The following is a 14,744-nucleotide window of genomic DNA, read 5'->3' on the forward strand; positions in this document are numbered from 1 at the left end:
TGTTCCATATAGGGGTCAGGTATAAGGAGGCCGTCTGAAATTTTCAGACGGCCTTGATATTTATCCGGCGGTTAAGGCCGAAGTTAATTCTTCAAACGAGCAGACTGCGGTACCGAGTTTGGCTACCACGACACCTGCGGCGGTGTTGGCCAGATGCATGGCTTCGGGGAGGGTGAAGCCGGCGGCCAAGCTGAGCGCCATACCGGCAATCACGGTATCGCCTGCGCCGGATACGTCATAGACTTCCTGTGCGCGGGTCGGCTGGTGGTGCGGTTCGCCGTCGCGGAACAGTGTCATGCCTTCTTCGCTGCGCGTCAGCAAAATGGATTCCAAATTCAGACGGCGTCTTAAGGTTTGGGCTTTTTCGGTCAGCTCTGCTTCGCTGCGCCAACTGCCGGTAACTTCTTTCAGTTCGGCGCGGTTGGGGGTAATCAGGGTGGCGCCGGCGTATTTTTCGTAATCGTCGCCTTTGGGATCGATCAGTACGGGTTTGCCGGCATTGCGTGCCCAGTCGATCATGTCGGCAATATGGGTTAGGCCGCCTTTGCCGTAGTCGGAAAAAATTACGGTGTCGTATTCGGGCAGCAGATTGCGGTATTGCTGTTTGACGGCGTCGAGAATTTCGCGGTTGGGCTGTTCTTCAAAATCCAGGCGGATAAGCTGTTGGTTGCGCGAAACCACGCGCAGTTTGACGGTGGTATCGATGTCTTTGTCGCGCAGCAGGTGGGAAGCGATGCCGTCTTGACGCATGAGATTGTCGAGCGTGTCGGCGGCTTCGTCGTCGCCGGTCACCGACAGCAGCGCGGCATTACCGCCCAATGAGGCGATGTTGCGTGCCACATTGCCCGCGCCGCCTGCGCGTTGGTCGGTTTTGGTAATGCGGGCGATGGGAACGGGGGCTTCGGGGGAAATGCGCGAGGTTTCGCCGAACCAGTAGCGGTCGAGCATGACGTCGCCGACAACCAATACTTTGGCTTGTTTGAAGCGTGTTTTTAATTCTTCTGTTTGGATTTGGGTAACCATGATAAGAATAAGCCTTCTGGATTTTTCAGACGGCCTTTTCGGCAGATAAATACGGTTTTATTGATGGTGCCGCTTGGCTGAAACGAATCAAGCGGCAGATCAGGGAAAACCGTTTTGATGGCCGGGCAGAGGCCGTCTGAAAATAAAAACGGGTCAGACCGGGTTGGCTGCGTTGTTGACTTCGCGCAAAACGGCAACGGGATCGGCGGCTTGGGTAACAGGGCGGCCCATTACCAGATAAGTCGAGCCTGCCGCCAATGCCTGTTGCGGTGTCATAATGCGGCGCTGGTCGTCGTTGTTGCCGGCGATGTCCAAGCGGATGCCGGGTGTAACCAAAACAAATTCTCCGCCCAATTCGCGGCGCAGCGGTGCGGCTTCGTGGGCGGAGCAGACTACGCCGTCCAAGCCTGAATGTTGCGCCAGTTTTGCCCAACGCACGACCAATTCGTCAACGGGTTGGGTGAAGCCGATGTCCGCCAAGTCATTTTGCTCCATGCTGGTTAAAACGGTAACGCCGATGAGCAGCGGTTTTTGCGCATGGTTGGCGACGGCTTCGGCGGCGGCTTCCATCATGCGGCGTCCGCCCGAAGCGTGCATGTCCACCATCCACACGCCCATGTCGGCGGCTATTTTGCAGGCTTGGGCTACGGTGTTGGGGATGTCGTGGTATTTTAAGTCGAGAAACAGTTTGAAGCCTTGATTGATGAGTTTTTCAGCCAAGCTGCGGCCGGTTGCGGTAAACAGCTCTTTGCCGATTTTGAGTTGGCACAGGCCGGGGTCGAGACGGCGGACGAAATTCAGCGTATCGGTTTCGTTGGCAAAGTCCAGCGCAACGATAACGGGGGTGCGTTGGGCGGGCGTTTGGAAATCGGTAATCAGGGGGTTCATGATGTTGTCCGTATGGTTTTTTCAGACGGCCTTCACCAAAAAGGCCGTCTGAAAAAGGGTTGGATAATGAAGTGGATTTTATCAGTATTGCTTGCCGTTAGGAATCTGCTGTATGGCGGCAAACCGGAAGTTTGATTGGTGATCAATCCGGTTTGCCGCTGTGTGAAGGGCTTTGGATTTTCCGTTTAAGGTTAGTTAAAAGGTATTGGCGTTTTTCACTTCTTCCCATGCCTGCAGTATCAGGCTGCCGTCGTTGTCTTTCAGTAAAGCGGCATCGGACAGCATGCGCCGCCAAACACGGGCTTTGTTCAGGCCGTGCATCAGGCCGAGATAATGGCGGACGGTGTGGCGCAATATGGTACCGCGCCCGGCTTGGATTTGTTCGCGGCTGTAACGGAATATACGGTCAACCAATTCGGCATACTCAATCGGCGGTTCGCTGCTGTGGTAAAAGCGTTGATCCCATTCGCGCATGATCATCGGATTGTGATAAGCCTCGCGGCCGACCATCACGCCGTCGACATGTTGCAGATGGCCTGCGATTTCTTCGTTGGTGGTGACGCCGCCGTTGATGATGATTTCCAAATTCGGAAACTCCTGCTTCAAGCGGTAAACGTATTCGTATTTCAGCGGCGGCACTTCGCGGTTTTCTTTGGGGGAAAGGCCGTCCAGCCAAGCATTGCGCGCGTGGACGATAAAAGTGGTGCAGGCGGTTTTATGCGCGAGCGTGCCGACAAAATCGGCGACGGTTTGGTATTCGGTTTGCCGGTCGACGCCGATACGGTGTTTTACGGTAACCGGAATGCGGACGGCATCTTGCATACTGTTTAAACAATCGGCCACCAAGCCGACTTCGTTCATCAGGCAGGCGCCGAATGCGCCTTTTTGAACGCGCGGGCTGGGACAGCCGCAGTTGAGGTTGATTTCGTTGTAGCCGTATTGTTCTCCGGCTTTGGCGGCTTTGGCCAAGTCGGCCGGTTCGCTGCCGCCCAGTTGCAAGGCAACGGGTTGTTCGCCTTCGTTAAACATCAAAAAACGGTCTTGGTCGCCGTAGATAATCGCGCCTGCATTGATCATTTCGCTGTACAGCCAAGTGTGGCGGCTGATTTGGCGCGCCATATGGCGGTAGTGGCGGTCGGTCCAGTCGAGCATGGGGGCAATGCTCAAACGGCGGCTGCCTGTGATGTTGTTGTCTGTCGGATTCATGGATTTTGATTTCTGTTTTTGTATGTTTGACTAAAAAGCCTGCTGATTGTAGCCAAAGCCGTCTGTTTAGTAAAAATCTTTGGTTCAGATAAGGGGCAGTTGAATAGGCCGTCTGAAAATCAGCGTTTTTTTCAGACGGCCTCGATTTATCGGAGCTGTTTGAGAAAATCGTTTAGCGGTTTGGGTAATCCGTAATCCGCTAAATCCGATTCGGCTACCCAAATGCTTTGCGCAGACGGTTTCGGTGCAGAGGTTTCGGACAGGCCGGTATCGGCTTGAAACGGCGTAATCAGCAGCAGGCGGTGGGTCAGGCGGTGGGTGAGCGGCTGTTTTTCTTCCAATGCGTCGGGTGAAAGCCGGAAAACAGCGGCATATCGGTGCAATGCTTCCAATGAATCGAAGCAGGGCAGGCAATATAAACCGCCCCAAATGCCGCGTGCCGGCCGTTTTTCCAATAACAGCTCGCCTTTGGCGTTGCGCACGGCAAGCCAATATAAGGGTAGGGTTTGCACGGTGGCGGCGGATTTTTTGCGCGGCAGTTCGGCGGTTCGGCCTTGTTTGTTTGCTTCGCAGAGGGTTTCCATCGGGCATTCGCCGCACAGCGGTTTGCTGCGTTTGCACACGGTCGCACCCAAATCCATCAGCCCTTGCGTGTAGGCGGGCATGTCTTGGCAGTTGTCGGGCAACAGACTTTCCGCCAATGCCCACAGCTCGTTTTCGAATGCTTTTCCGGCAGGGTCGCCGTCTTTGGCGAATACCCGGCACAACACGCGTTTGACGTTGCCGTCCAAAATGGTTTCGCGTTGTCGGAATGCAAAAGCCGCAATGGCTGCTGCCGTGCTGCGGCCGACGCCGCACAGGGTTTCCAAATCTTTTCTGTTGTCCGGAAAGCTGCCGCCGAATTGACCGACTATTTGCTGCGCGGCTTTGTGCAGGTTTCTGGCCCTGCTGTAATAACCCAAGCCTGCCCACAAACTCAATACTTCGTCTTGCGGGGCGGAGGCCAAAGTGTGCACATCGGGAAAGCGTGCGGTAAAACGGGGGTAGTAATCAAGTACGGTGGCTACTTGGGTTTGCTGCAACATAATCTCGGAAAGCCAGATACGGTAGGGGTCGGAAACCTGCCAAGGCAGATTGTGCCGGCCGTGCTGTTTCTGCCAGCCGATAAGCCGTTCGGCAAAAGTAGGGGATGAGGGCATAAAACGGGTAAACAGGTTTGCTGATGAAGTCGGCTATTGTAGCGCGTTTGGATTTGCGATGTGGACTTGGCTGGTGTTTGAAACTGCATAAAGGCCGTCTGAAAAAAATAACAGGTTTTCAAACGATATTAATGCTTATTTTGATTGTTATAATTTAACATATTAATTTTAAATAAAAAAATTGACAAATAAAGCCTGTGGGAATATAAATGAAAGCTCCATTTCCTTTAGTTGTCTTAAATAAGTCCATTACTCCACCAAAAGAAAGGGAAGCTAAATGAAAGCAATGGTGTATCACGGTGCAGGCGATATCCGCTTGGAAGACAAACCCAAACCTCAAATTATCGATCCGACCGATGCGGTGGTAAAAATCGTTAAAACCACTATTTGCGGTACCGATTTAGGTATTTGGAAAGGCAAGAATCCCGAAGTGGCAGACGGCCGTATTTTGGGTCACGAAGGTGTCGGCATTGTCGAAGAAGTCGGCTCCGGTGTGAAAAATATCAAAAAAGGCGATAAGGTCATCATCTCTTGCGTAAGCAAATGCTGCTCTTGCGACAATTGTAAAAAGCAATTGTATTCACACTGCCGTAACGGCGGTTGGATTTTGGGTTATATGATTGACGGTACGCAGGCGGAATATGTGCGTACGCCGTATGCCGATAACAGCCTGATTCCGTTGCCGGATCATGTCAACGACGAAGTGGCCCTGCTGATTAGCGATGTGTTGCCGACCGCTCATGAAATCGGTGTGCAATACGGTGATGTGAAACCGGGCGACAGCGTTTTTATCGCCGGTGCGGGACCGGTGGGTATGTCGGCTTTGCTGACTGCCCAGTTATACAGTCCGGCCGTTATCATTGTTTGCGATATGGATGAAAACCGCTTGAAGCTGGCCAAAGAATTGGGTGCAACCCACACGATTAACCCTGCCGAAGGCAATGTTCCGGAAAAAGTGTTTGAAATCGTCGGTGCCGACGGTGTGGACTGTGCGATTGAAGCCGTAGGCATTCCGGCTACTTGGGATATGTGTCAGGAAATCGCCAAGCCGGGCGGCCATATTGCCGTAGTAGGCGTGCACGGCAAACCGGTTGACTTCAAACTGGAAAAACTGTGGATTAAAAATCTGGCCATTACCACGGGTTTGGTCAATTCCAATACTGCGGAAATGCTGTTGAAAGCCATTTCGACCAGCTCGGTTGACTACACCAAAATGTTGACCCACCGCTTCAAATTAAGCGAATTGGAAGAAGCTTACGAAGTGTTTAAACATGCTTCTGAAAACGGTGCGATGAAAGTGGTGTTGGTAAATGAATAATCCGACAATAACGGATTGAATTTGATGTGAGGCCGTCTGAAAATTCAGACGGCCTTTTGCATGGCTGTGTAATAATTTCGGCGGTATCATGCTTATCCGCTATAATCACGTTTTTCCCATCTCAATATTCAGACGGCCTGAATATTTCTATACAAAGAAAGATTATGACTATTTACTCCCTATTCATTACCTGTCCCCGCGGTTTGGAAAGTATATTGTCCGATGAATTGAAGCAGCAAGGCTGCACAGAAATCGAAGCGACAGACGGCGGCGTAGGCTGCAAAGGCGGCTTGGAACAGGTATACCGCATCAACCTATATTCCCGAACGGCCAGCAGGGTGTTGCTCCGTCTGATCAAAGGCAGCTACCGCAGCGAAAACGATATTTACAAATTGGCTCGCAATATCCGTTGGCAGCATTGGTTTGATGTCGGCCAGACGTTTAAAGTGAAAGTCGAAGGCAAGCGTGCGCAGGTGAAAAGCCTGAATTTTATCGGTTTGAAAATAAAAGATGCGGTTTGCGATGTTTTCCGCGATGTGGAAAATGCGCGTCCGAATGTCGGTAAGCTGGATCCTGATGTTCGGGTGTATGCCTTTGTTGACGAGCGGACGGCGCAGATTTTTATCGATACGAGCGGTGAAGCGTTATTTAAGCGCGGTTACCGTCAGGATACGGGTGAAGCGCCTTTGCGGGAAAACTTGGCCGCAGGCTTGTTGATGTTGGCAGGATATGATGGCAGCCAGCCTTTCCAAGACCCGTTTTGCGGTAGCGGAACCATCGCAATTGAAGCTGCATGGATTGCCATGAACCACGCTCCGGGGTTGTTGCGCCGTTTCGGTTTCGAAAAGCTTAAAGGCTTTGATAAAACATTGTGGCACAAGCTCCGTGCCGAAGCGGAAAGCAAAGTGGTTGATAAAACTGCACAGCCGATTTCCGGCAGCGACAACGACCGCTATATGATTAAGGCGGCCATTTCTAATGCCAATGCCGCCGGTGTGGGCGACATTATCCGTTGGGATGTAAAAGAAGCGCAGGCCGTTCGCCCGAACGGTGAGGGCGGTGTGATGATTTCGAATCCGCCTTATGGTGTGCGTTTGGCTGAAGTTCAAGCGTTGCAAGCCCTGTATCCGCAGTTGGGGACTTGGCTGAAACAGCATTATGCAGGTTGGTTGATCGGTATGTTTACCGGAGACCGAGATATGCCTAAATTTATGCGTTTGAGTCCTAAGCGTAAGATTCCGCTTTATAACGGTAATTTGGATTGCCGCCTGTTTTTATTGAATATGGTCCAGGGTTCAAACCGTTAATTCGTTAAACCGGTGGGTTTGGATTTCATTTATGTTGTTTATTTTCAAATGGAGTGATCATCAGCCGTAGATATTCAAATTGTGCACTGCATTGAAATAAAGAAAAATCCCGTCTTCATTTAAGAAGACGGGATTTTTGCTGAAAAATATCAAACCGAGAATGAAGAGCCGCAGCCACAGGTTGTGGTTGCATTCGGATTGCGGATAACGAATTGCGAGCCTTGCAGGCTTTCGGTGTAATCGATTTCCGCACCAATCAGATATTGATAGCTCATTGGGTCGACCAAGAAAGTCAGGCCGTCTTTTTTGATTTCGAAATCATCATCATTGGTGATTTCGTCAAAAGTAAAACCGTATTGGAATCCGGAGCAGCCGCCACCGTTAACAAATACACGCAGTTTCAAATCAGGGTTGTTTTCTTCGGCAATCAGGTCAGCCACTTTCGCACAGCAGCTTTCTGTAAAGATAATAGGGCTTTCGTCAGACATAGTATTGTTCCTCTTGAATATTGCTAGGCATTGTCGCGCAAATGCTTCTTTCAGGCAAGTTGTGGCATCGGGAAAAATTTCAATGGTTTTTCAGATGTTGCGCCCGAACCATTCTACCCGTCCGATAATGGCGACGTCGTCCGTCATATTGTTCAAATCGATTTCAAAAGTAGGGTAGGCCTCGTTGGCAGAAATCACATTGACAATTCCGCCCGGCATCAATTGGAGGCGTTTTACCAGCAAGTTGTCGTTGAGGCGTAAAACATATAGTCCGTCGCGAGGTGTGGTTTCTCCGTGATTGATGAGAATGGAGTCTCCGTCGTTTAAAACGCCTTCCATGGAATCGCCTTTAACGGAAATGACAGACAGTTTTTTTGTGTCGCGCGTTACATAGTTTTCAACCCAATAACGGCGGAAAGCCATGGTAAAAACGGGTTTTTCGTCTTGGACTAACTGCCCGTGTCCTGCTGCGGCCTGAATGTCGTAACGGGGAACGAAGATAAATTCGTCAATATCGACAGGATTGTCGAGCGTATCGTAAACGGCAGGCGGTGTTTTATTGACGCTGTCTGGAAAAGGTTCGCCTTCTCCGGTTAGCAGCCAATCGATATTGCAGCCCTTTAATTGTTTGATTTTTTTTAATGTTTCTGCTTTGGGCAAACCGCCTTCATTCCAAATTCTGCTGAAGCCTGCAATGGTCATATCGATATCCGCAGCAATCTTGGCTTGCTTTGCTTCGTCTTTCCAAAGAAAAACCAGTCTGTCTTTAAAAGTGTTCATTCATCTTTCCTTATTATTAATTATGGTTTTGTTTTGGTATGTCCGAATATCGGCTATTTTACTGTGGTTTTTGTTTTTTAGTAAGCTTAATTTTATATTTTTTTTGATTTTCAGAGCTTGATTAGTCTGTTTTTTATTAGTAATATTTAGTTATTCTTAGTTTTATGTAAGATTTATCTTAGTTTTGTGCTGGTTTGGCAGATAAACTTTATAAAAGGAGCGTGTGATGAAAAACGGTAAATGGATGAGTGTAGCGGCAACAGGTATGGCTGTATTCTTATTGAGTGTTTCATCATCGGGCTATTCTGATGCGGCTTCGGTGGATGTGATTGTGTCTCAGTTGAGTTGCGATAAGTTGCATGTGTTGGAAAACGGAAAAATGAATGCCGTGCAGCATGCTTATGCTTTGAAATGCGACGAAGCGGAAGCAGATCGGGCTTGGGAGCAGGTTTATGGTTCTGCGGGTGGCGGAGTATTGGGCGGTGTGGTTTATGAATAAAGCGAGGCCGTCTGAAAATTTCAGACGGCCTTCTATAATTAAGGAATATTGAAAACCGGCTTTTAGCAGGGCTTGTTTTAAGGAAGTAGGGGAACGGTGTTCAATCCGGCATCTTCTTCTAATCCAAACATAATATTCATATTCTGTACGGCTTGGCCTGCCGCGCCTTTTACCAAATTGTCGATGACAGACAAAATGATCCAGACATTGCTTTGCGGTGCTTTTTGTACGCTGATACGGCAATAGTTTGCCCCACGAACGCTGCGTGTTTCGGGCGTTGCGCCTTCAGGCAAAACATCTACAAACAAGCTGCTTTGATAGAAACGGCTGAGCATGTCATGCGGATTATTTTGTCCATCTAAGTGAACATATAAAGTGGCATGCATGCCCCGAATCATGGGTGTGAGGTGCGGTACGAAAATCAAACCGTCGGCAATATTGGGTTGCAAATAATTAATGGTTTGTTTGATTTCGGGTAGATGGCGGTGTCCGCTTACTCCGTAGGCTTTGAAATTGTCGCCTGCTTCGCAAAGAAGAGTGGGGACGCTGGCTTTTCTGCCGGCACCGGAAACTCCGGATTTACAGTCTGCGATTAAAGGCATATTTTCTTTAAGTGCGCCTGCTTTGAGAAGCGGAAGCAAGGCCAGAGAAACGCAGGTGGGATAGCAGCCGGGATTGGCTGTTAAAAGGGTTTGGGCGATGTTTTCCCTGTTCATCTCAGGCAGGCCGTAAACGGCCTGTTTAACCCATTCCGGGCTGCTGTGCTGCATGCCGTACCATTTTTCCCATGTTGGAATGTCTTGAATGCGGTAGTCGGCGGATAAGTCGATAACTTTGATGCCTTTTTCTAGAAGTGCGGGGGCTTCTTTCATGGCCACGCCGTTGGGTGTGGCAAAAAATACGGCATCGCATTGATCTAGGTTTGCTTCGTCCGGTGTTTGGAAAACGAGTTGGTAGACGCCGCGCAGACTGGGAAAATAATCAGCAATGGCAATGCCGGCTTCGCTGCGGCTGGTAATGGCGGTAACGTCTACATTGGGGTGATGGGCAAGTAATCGGAGCAGTTCGCTTCCTGTGTAACCTGTTGCCCCTACGATTCCTACTTTGATTTTTTTGCTCATATTTATTTTGATGACTTGATATGTTGGTAATTGGAACAGTTTAAGGCTTAATAGGCCGTCTGAAAAGATTGCAAGCAATTTTAGTTAGGGCAATGGATAGTAGCAATCGGTTAAAGGCCGGCATTTTTTGGGTTGGACCACTTAGGTAGGGGAACAGGCGGTTAGCGGTTTTGAAAGTTTTAAAAAAATATTTAAGATTTTTGAATATCAAAGCTGGAAAGAAAAAAAGGTTAAACCGTAGTTTAACCTTTTAAAATCTGGTGGGTCCGGTGGGTTTCGAACCCACGACCAAGGGATTATGAGTCCCCTGCTCTAACCCCTGAGCTACAGACCCAGACGTTTATGAAGTCCGTTATTCTAACATAGTTCCCCAGAAAAACAAGATAAGAGGCCGTCTGAATTTTCAGACGGCCTCTTGTTAACACTTTATTGTTTTACCGGTTTAAGCTTTCTTTTTGCTTGCGGCATTTAAGATGCAGCCTAAGATAAAGCCGGCAGCTGCAGGCAATACCCAACCCAAACCGATATCGTACCAAGGCAGAGTGTTGTTGATTGCTGTTGCGGTTTCTTCACTGAAACCAAAAGCGGTTTTGTAAGCATCCAGCAAACCTACGATTAAGGTGGAGAACATAGTGCAGATGTATACGATACGGCTGCCACCGAAGAATTTATCTAAGAATGCCAACAAAATCAGAACGATGGTCACAGGATACAGAAGCATTAGCATCGGAATGGAGAAGCTGATGATACCTGCCAAGCCTTTATTGGCCAAACCGCATGAAATCAAGGTAAACAGAATGGCAAAAGCTTTGTAGGATACGCTCGGAATCAGTCGGTTGAAGTATTCCGAGCAAGCTGTAATCAGGCCGACAGAAGTGGTTAAACAGGCCAGGAATACGATGATTGCCAATAATACATTACCTGCATTGCCGAAATAGAACTGTGCGCTCTTAGAGAGTACGGCTGCACCGTTGTCTAATAAACCTAATTCGGCCACGCTGCTTGCACCCATATAAGCAATGAATACATAAACGATGGCCAAGCAGGCTGCGGCAACGAAACCGGAACGGGCAGTCATGCTTAATACTTGTTGGTGGTTTTTTACACCCATCAGGCGCACGGCATCAACAACGATAATGGCGAACGCCAAAGAAGCCAATGCATCCATTGTGCCATAGCCTTCGATGATGCCTTTGCCTACCGGCTGGGTAACGAAATCACCTTGTGGCGCTTGCAGCGGGCCCATAGGGTTCAAGGCGGCATAACCTACCAAAACGGCAATCGCAATCAATAAGCTGGGTGTCAGGATTTTACCGATGCGTTCAACCAATTTTCCTGGAGACATGGCCAGCCAGTATGACAAAGCGAAGAATGCGATACTGAATAATGCCAATGCCATAGTTTTCTTTTCTTCGGCAGCTTCGCCTAAGAACGGTACGATACCGATTTCAAATGAAACGGTGGCAGTACGGGGAGTAGCAAACAAAGGCCCGATGGAAAGATACAGCAGGGCGGCAAATAAAATACCGTACCACGGTGTAACACGGGAAGCCAATTCCTGAACATCGCGCGAACCGGAATAGCCGATGGCAATGACGCCCAGCAAAGGCAGACCGGCACCGGTCAGTAGGAAGCCGGTCATTGCGCTGAACACGTTGCTGCCGGCTTGTTGTCCGATTGAAGCGGGGAAAATCAGGTTGCCCGCGCCGAAGAACAAAGCAAACAACATCAGGCCTGTGGCCACGAATGTTGTTTTATATTGTGCATTTGGAGAATTCATACCAACGCCTTTTTTATTATGGAAGAAGGAGTGAGATTATCACAAATTGTAAAAAAATGTGAATCGATGCTTGTCGGTTTGTGGCGTTTTGATTTTCTTTTTGAATTATTTTTTAATAAAAATTAATGGATTATGCTATAAATTTTTTACGGTTTAAAATGAAATTGTTTTAAATCTTTTTTGTATAGAATCTTTGTTTAAATAGATTTAATGGGTTTTTTCTGGTGTAAAAAGGTATTTTGTTGAAATTTTGTCTCACTTAATACACTTTTGTCAGATGTTTTATTGTAATGTGGTTAATGAAAGGCCGTCTGAAAATTCAGACGGCCTCCGTTGTAATGATATACGCTTATTTTTCCAGCCAAATCATGCTGGCCATGCGTCCGGTTTGCCCGTCTCGGCGGTATGAGAAGAAAGTCTCCCTTTCCAATACGGTGCAGTGTTTGCCGCCGTAAATCATGTGCACGCCTTCGTTGCGTAAGGTTAAGGTAGCCAGCATGTAGATATCGGCCAGATATTTGCCGTTGCCGATGTTTTGGAATGCTTGCTCGGCTTCCGGCAGTGTCGAAGTGAAGGCGTCAAAGACATCTTTGCCGACTTCGAAGGCATCGGGGGCGATGGCGGGGCCGAGATAGGCCATGATTTCTATTTTGGGTACGTCCATGGCGGAAAGCGTGTTTTGCAGAATACCGTTGGCCAAGCCGCGCCAGCCTGCATGGGCTGCTGCAACCGTTGTGCCTGCGCGGTCGCAGAATAGAACAGGCAGGCAATCGGCGGTCATGACTGCGCAGGCAACGGTGCCGGTATGGTCGGTGCTGGCATCTGCATCTGTGGTACGGCCGATATGTTGTGCGGCAGTAACTACCCGATTGCTGTGGGTTTGATTTAAATAAACAATTGGGTGTGGGACTTCGTTTTGTACGATTTCACGGTTGCGCAGGACATGTTCGGGTTGGTCTCCGACATGGTTTCCCAAGTTCAGACTGTGATAAGGCGGCGCGCTGATTCCGCCGTTGCGTGTGGTAATCAGGGTTTTGACATTGTGCGGTGCCGGCCAGTCTGCTTGGAGAAAATTTTCGTGCATCGGGTTTAGTCCGATGGCATGGTCTAAGCTGAAATTGGAGATGTTCATATTGGTCTTTCCGAATTTCAGACGGCCTCTTGGCAATAAAACGGTAAAGCTTGTTTGAGGCCGTCTGAAAAAATCAGTCGCGTACGTACATGACTTCTACGTCGTAATCATCGTCGTCCCAGTCATCGTCGTCGTCATCGAATTTTTCCTGCCACTCTACTTCGTTGTTTAAAGATGAATCCAAACCGGCTTCCAAACGCAATACGGAAAGCAGGTGGTATATATCTTGAGGAATCGGTGCTTCGAAAGAAACGGTTTCCTGCGTGCTCGGGTGGACAAAGCTGAGACGGTAGGCATGCAGTGCTTGGCGGTTGAGCTGTTTGACTTCGGACTTGACGGTTTCGGAACAGGGATGGCGCGGATTGCCATAGATGGGATCTGCCGCAAGCGGGTGGTTGGCTTCACGCATATGTACACGGATTTGGTGGGTGCGGCCGGTTTCCAGCGAGCATTCGATGTAGCTGTGTGCCAAGTAGCGTTCTAATACTTTTACATGGGTAACGGCAGGTTTGCCGCCGAATTTGACGACTGCCATCTTCAAACGGTTATGCGGATCACGGCCGATCAGGGTTTCGATTTTGCCGTCGAAGGGAACAATGCCGTTGGCAATGGCCCGGTAGATACGTTTGACGGTTCGCGCTTGCAGTTGTTGAACCAAATGGTTTTGCGCAGGCAGGGTTTTTGCTACGACCATCAGGCCGCTGGTATCTTTATCCAAACGGTGTACAATACCCGCACGCGGCACTTGGCTTAGGGACGGGCAGTGTGCCAAAAGGCCGTTAAGCAGAGTTCCCGTCCAATTGCCTGCCGCCGGGTGGACAACTAAGCCCGCAGGTTTGTTGATGACGAGAACGGTGTCGTCTTCATATACAATATCCAAATCCATAGCTTCGGGCGTGAAAGCCAGGTTTTCTTCGCTCGGGCGCACGGTAACGGTAATGTCTTCACCTCCGATGAGTTTGTCTTTCGGTTGTGCCGGTTTTCCGTTTACCAAAACCGCGCCGTCTTTTATCCAAGTGGTCAGACGGCTTCGTGAATAATCAGGCAACAATTTGGCCAATACGGCATCTAAACGTGTGCCGGCTAAATCGATTGGAGTAGTCAAACGGATGCAGGTTTCTGTATCGGGGGCTGCCGAAAACTCTAAATCATCGTTATAATCGGCTTCATTGTTAAAGGAAGTGTTCTGCATGAAAAAAATTCTTTTAGTGGTTGCTGTAAGTTTGGTTCTGGGCGGGTGTGCCACAGACGGTACTGTTGATAAAGATGCCCAGATTACTCAGGATTGGACGGTTGACCGTTTATACACGGAAGCTCAAGACGAGCTTAATAGCGGCAATTATACGCGAGCTATCAAGTTATATGAAATTTTAGAATCGCGTTTCCCGAACGGACGGTATGCACAGCAATCCCAATTGGATACCGCTTATGCCTATTATAAAGATGACGAGCCGGAGAAAGCATTGGCGGCGATTGACCGCTTCCAGCGGACTCATCCGCGTCATCCGAATTTGGATTATGCCCTGTATTTGAAAGGGTTGGTATTGTTTAACGAAGACCAGTCTTTTTTGAGCAAACTGGCTTCGCAAGACTGGTCGGATCGTGATCCGAAAGCGAACCGTGATGCTTACCATGCATTTGATCAATTGATTAAGCAGTATCCAAACAGCAAATATGTTCAGGATGCGACCGAGCGTATGGCGAAATTGGTAGATGCTTTGGGCGGAAATGAGATTGCTGTTGCGCGTTATTATATGAAGCGCGGGGCATTTCTTGCAGCGGCCAATCGTGCACAAAAAGTGGTGCAGCAATATCAAAATACCCGTTTTGTCGAAGAGGCATTAGCCATTATGGAGTTGGCTTATATACGTTTGGACAATAAGCAGTTGGCTGAAGATACACACCGTATTTTGGAGAAAAACTTTCCGAGTAGCCCTTATCTGACCAAACCGTGGCAATTAGATGCCATGCCTTGGTGGCGTTATTGGAAATAATAAGGGGTT

14 protein-coding genes and 1 tRNA gene are annotated in these 14,744 nt (G+C 48.9%); 4 read left to right on the plus strand and 11 right to left on the minus strand.

From position 1 onward, the window contains the following. Positions 1–60: 60 nt before the first annotated feature. The 4 genes from rfaE1 to mutY form a co-directional block, all read right to left on the minus strand. Positions 61–1,023 carry a D-glycero-beta-D-manno-heptose-7-phosphate kinase gene (gene rfaE1, locus EL309_RS08395; protein ID WP_004283307.1) on the minus strand — a complete coding sequence of 321 codons (963 nt, stop codon included), beginning with the start codon at positions 1,021–1,023 and terminating at the stop codon, positions 61–63. A 153-nt stretch (positions 1,024–1,176) separates the two neighbouring features. Beyond that, positions 1,177–1,911 (minus strand): orotidine-5'-phosphate decarboxylase, encoded by a 735-nt coding sequence (pyrF, locus tag EL309_RS08400; RefSeq protein ID WP_004283306.1) that lies wholly within the window; start codon positions 1,909–1,911, stop codon positions 1,177–1,179. A 195-nt stretch (positions 1,912–2,106) separates the two neighbouring features. Then, positions 2,107–3,117, minus strand: a complete 1,011-nt coding sequence (dusA, locus tag EL309_RS08405) for a tRNA dihydrouridine(20/20a) synthase DusA (protein WP_004283304.1) — start codon at positions 3,115–3,117, stop codon at positions 2,107–2,109. Between the two features lie 146 nt (positions 3,118–3,263). After that, a complete protein-coding gene (gene mutY / locus EL309_RS08410) occupies positions 3,264–4,316 on the minus strand; it encodes an A/G-specific adenine glycosylase (RefSeq protein WP_004283303.1) in 1,053 nt (350 codons plus the stop codon). Between the two features lie 277 nt (positions 4,317–4,593). On the opposite strand from mutY, the gene EL309_RS08415 reads away from it, so the two are divergent. Continuing rightward, the gene (locus tag EL309_RS08415; protein WP_004283301.1) at positions 4,594–5,634 is read left to right on the plus strand and encodes a zinc-dependent alcohol dehydrogenase family protein; all 1,041 of its coding nucleotides are present in this window, start codon (positions 4,594–4,596) and stop codon (positions 5,632–5,634) included. A gap of 161 nt (positions 5,635–5,795) precedes the next feature. Further along, a complete protein-coding gene (locus EL309_RS08420; protein ID WP_172795958.1) occupies positions 5,796–6,941 on the plus strand; it encodes a THUMP domain-containing class I SAM-dependent RNA methyltransferase in 1,146 nt (381 codons plus the stop codon). 149 nt (positions 6,942–7,090) lie between these two features. Here the strand turns inward: EL309_RS08420 and erpA are convergent, their stop codons facing one another. Both erpA and EL309_RS08430 read right to left on the minus strand, forming a co-directional pair. Continuing rightward, positions 7,091–7,429: an iron-sulfur cluster insertion protein ErpA gene (gene erpA / locus EL309_RS08425; protein WP_004283299.1), complete on the minus strand. Its 339-nt coding sequence runs from the start codon at positions 7,427–7,429 to the stop codon at positions 7,091–7,093. A 90-nt stretch (positions 7,430–7,519) separates the two neighbouring features. After that, positions 7,520–8,209 carry a S24 family peptidase gene (locus EL309_RS08430; protein WP_004283298.1) on the minus strand — a complete coding sequence of 230 codons (690 nt, stop codon included), beginning with the start codon at positions 8,207–8,209 and terminating at the stop codon, positions 7,520–7,522. A gap of 226 nt (positions 8,210–8,435) precedes the next feature. Here EL309_RS08430 and EL309_RS08435 point away from each other — a divergent pair, with 226 nt between their 5' ends. Next, positions 8,436–8,708, plus strand: a complete 273-nt coding sequence (locus tag EL309_RS08435; RefSeq protein WP_004283297.1) for a hypothetical protein — start codon at positions 8,436–8,438, stop codon at positions 8,706–8,708. Between the two features lie 77 nt (positions 8,709–8,785). On the opposite strand, the gene argC is transcribed toward EL309_RS08435, so the two are convergent. The 5 genes from argC to rluD all read right to left on the minus strand — a co-directional run bounded on the left by argC (position 8,786) and on the right by rluD (position 13,933). Next, positions 8,786–9,829: an N-acetyl-gamma-glutamyl-phosphate reductase gene (gene argC / locus EL309_RS08440; protein WP_004283296.1), complete on the minus strand. Its 1,044-nt coding sequence runs from the start codon at positions 9,827–9,829 to the stop codon at positions 8,786–8,788. A 258-nt stretch (positions 9,830–10,087) separates the two neighbouring features. After that, a tRNA-Ile gene (locus tag EL309_RS08445) sits at positions 10,088–10,163 on the minus strand. Positions 10,164–10,271: 108 nt separating this feature from the next. Further along, a complete protein-coding gene (brnQ, locus tag EL309_RS08450) occupies positions 10,272–11,609 on the minus strand; it encodes a branched-chain amino acid transport system II carrier protein (protein WP_004283295.1) in 1,338 nt (445 codons plus the stop codon). Positions 11,610–11,958: 349 nt separating this feature from the next. Beyond that, a complete protein-coding gene (pgeF, locus tag EL309_RS08455) occupies positions 11,959–12,741 on the minus strand; it encodes a peptidoglycan editing factor PgeF (protein WP_372512999.1) in 783 nt (260 codons plus the stop codon). A 73-nt stretch (positions 12,742–12,814) separates the two neighbouring features. Then, positions 12,815–13,933: a 23S rRNA pseudouridine(1911/1915/1917) synthase RluD gene (rluD, locus tag EL309_RS08460; protein WP_004283292.1), complete on the minus strand. Its 1,119-nt coding sequence runs from the start codon at positions 13,931–13,933 to the stop codon at positions 12,815–12,817. Here rluD and EL309_RS08465 point away from each other — a divergent pair. Further along, complete coding sequence (locus EL309_RS08465) at positions 13,932–14,735, plus strand: outer membrane protein assembly factor BamD (RefSeq protein WP_004283291.1); 804 nt, start codon at positions 13,932–13,934, stop codon at positions 14,733–14,735. The two genes, rluD and EL309_RS08465, sit on opposite strands and share 2 nt — an antisense overlap. Positions 14,736–14,744: the final 9 nt, after the last annotated feature.

Origin of the sequence: Neisseria weaveri, from assembly GCF_900638685.1 — a bacterium.
Taxonomy (GTDB): domain Bacteria; phylum Pseudomonadota; class Gammaproteobacteria; order Burkholderiales; family Neisseriaceae; genus Neisseria; species Neisseria weaveri.

Coding starts and splice junctions, on each gene's coding strand:
- rfaE1 (WP_004283307.1), bottom strand. CDS start 1,023: ATGGTTACCCAAATCCAAACAGAAGAATTAAAAACACGCTTCAAACAA.
- pyrF (WP_004283306.1), bottom strand. CDS start 1,911: ATGAACCCCCTGATTACCGATTTCCAAACGCCCGCCCAACGCACCCCC.
- dusA (WP_004283304.1), bottom strand. CDS start 3,117: ATGAATCCGACAGACAACAACATCACAGGCAGCCGCCGTTTGAGCATT.
- mutY (WP_004283303.1), bottom strand. CDS start 4,316: ATGCCCTCATCCCCTACTTTTGCCGAACGGCTTATCGGCTGGCAGAAA.
- EL309_RS08415 (WP_004283301.1), top strand. CDS start 4,594: ATGAAAGCAATGGTGTATCACGGTGCAGGCGATATCCGCTTGGAAGAC.
- erpA (WP_004283299.1), bottom strand. CDS start 7,429: ATGTCTGACGAAAGCCCTATTATCTTTACAGAAAGCTGCTGTGCGAAA.
- EL309_RS08430 (WP_004283298.1), bottom strand. CDS start 8,209: ATGAACACTTTTAAAGACAGACTGGTTTTTCTTTGGAAAGACGAAGCA.
- EL309_RS08435 (WP_004283297.1), top strand. CDS start 8,436: ATGAAAAACGGTAAATGGATGAGTGTAGCGGCAACAGGTATGGCTGTA.
- argC (WP_004283296.1), bottom strand. CDS start 9,829: ATGAGCAAAAAAATCAAAGTAGGAATCGTAGGGGCAACAGGTTACACA.
- brnQ (WP_004283295.1), bottom strand. CDS start 11,609: ATGAATTCTCCAAATGCACAATATAAAACAACATTCGTGGCCACAGGC.
- pgeF (WP_372512999.1), bottom strand. CDS start 12,741: ATGAACATCTCCAATTTCAGCTTAGACCATGCCATCGGACTAAACCCG.
- EL309_RS08465 (WP_004283291.1), top strand. CDS start 13,932: ATGAAAAAAATTCTTTTAGTGGTTGCTGTAAGTTTGGTTCTGGGCGGG.
- rluD (WP_004283292.1), bottom strand. CDS start 13,933: ATGCAGAACACTTCCTTTAACAATGAAGCCGATTATAACGATGATTTA.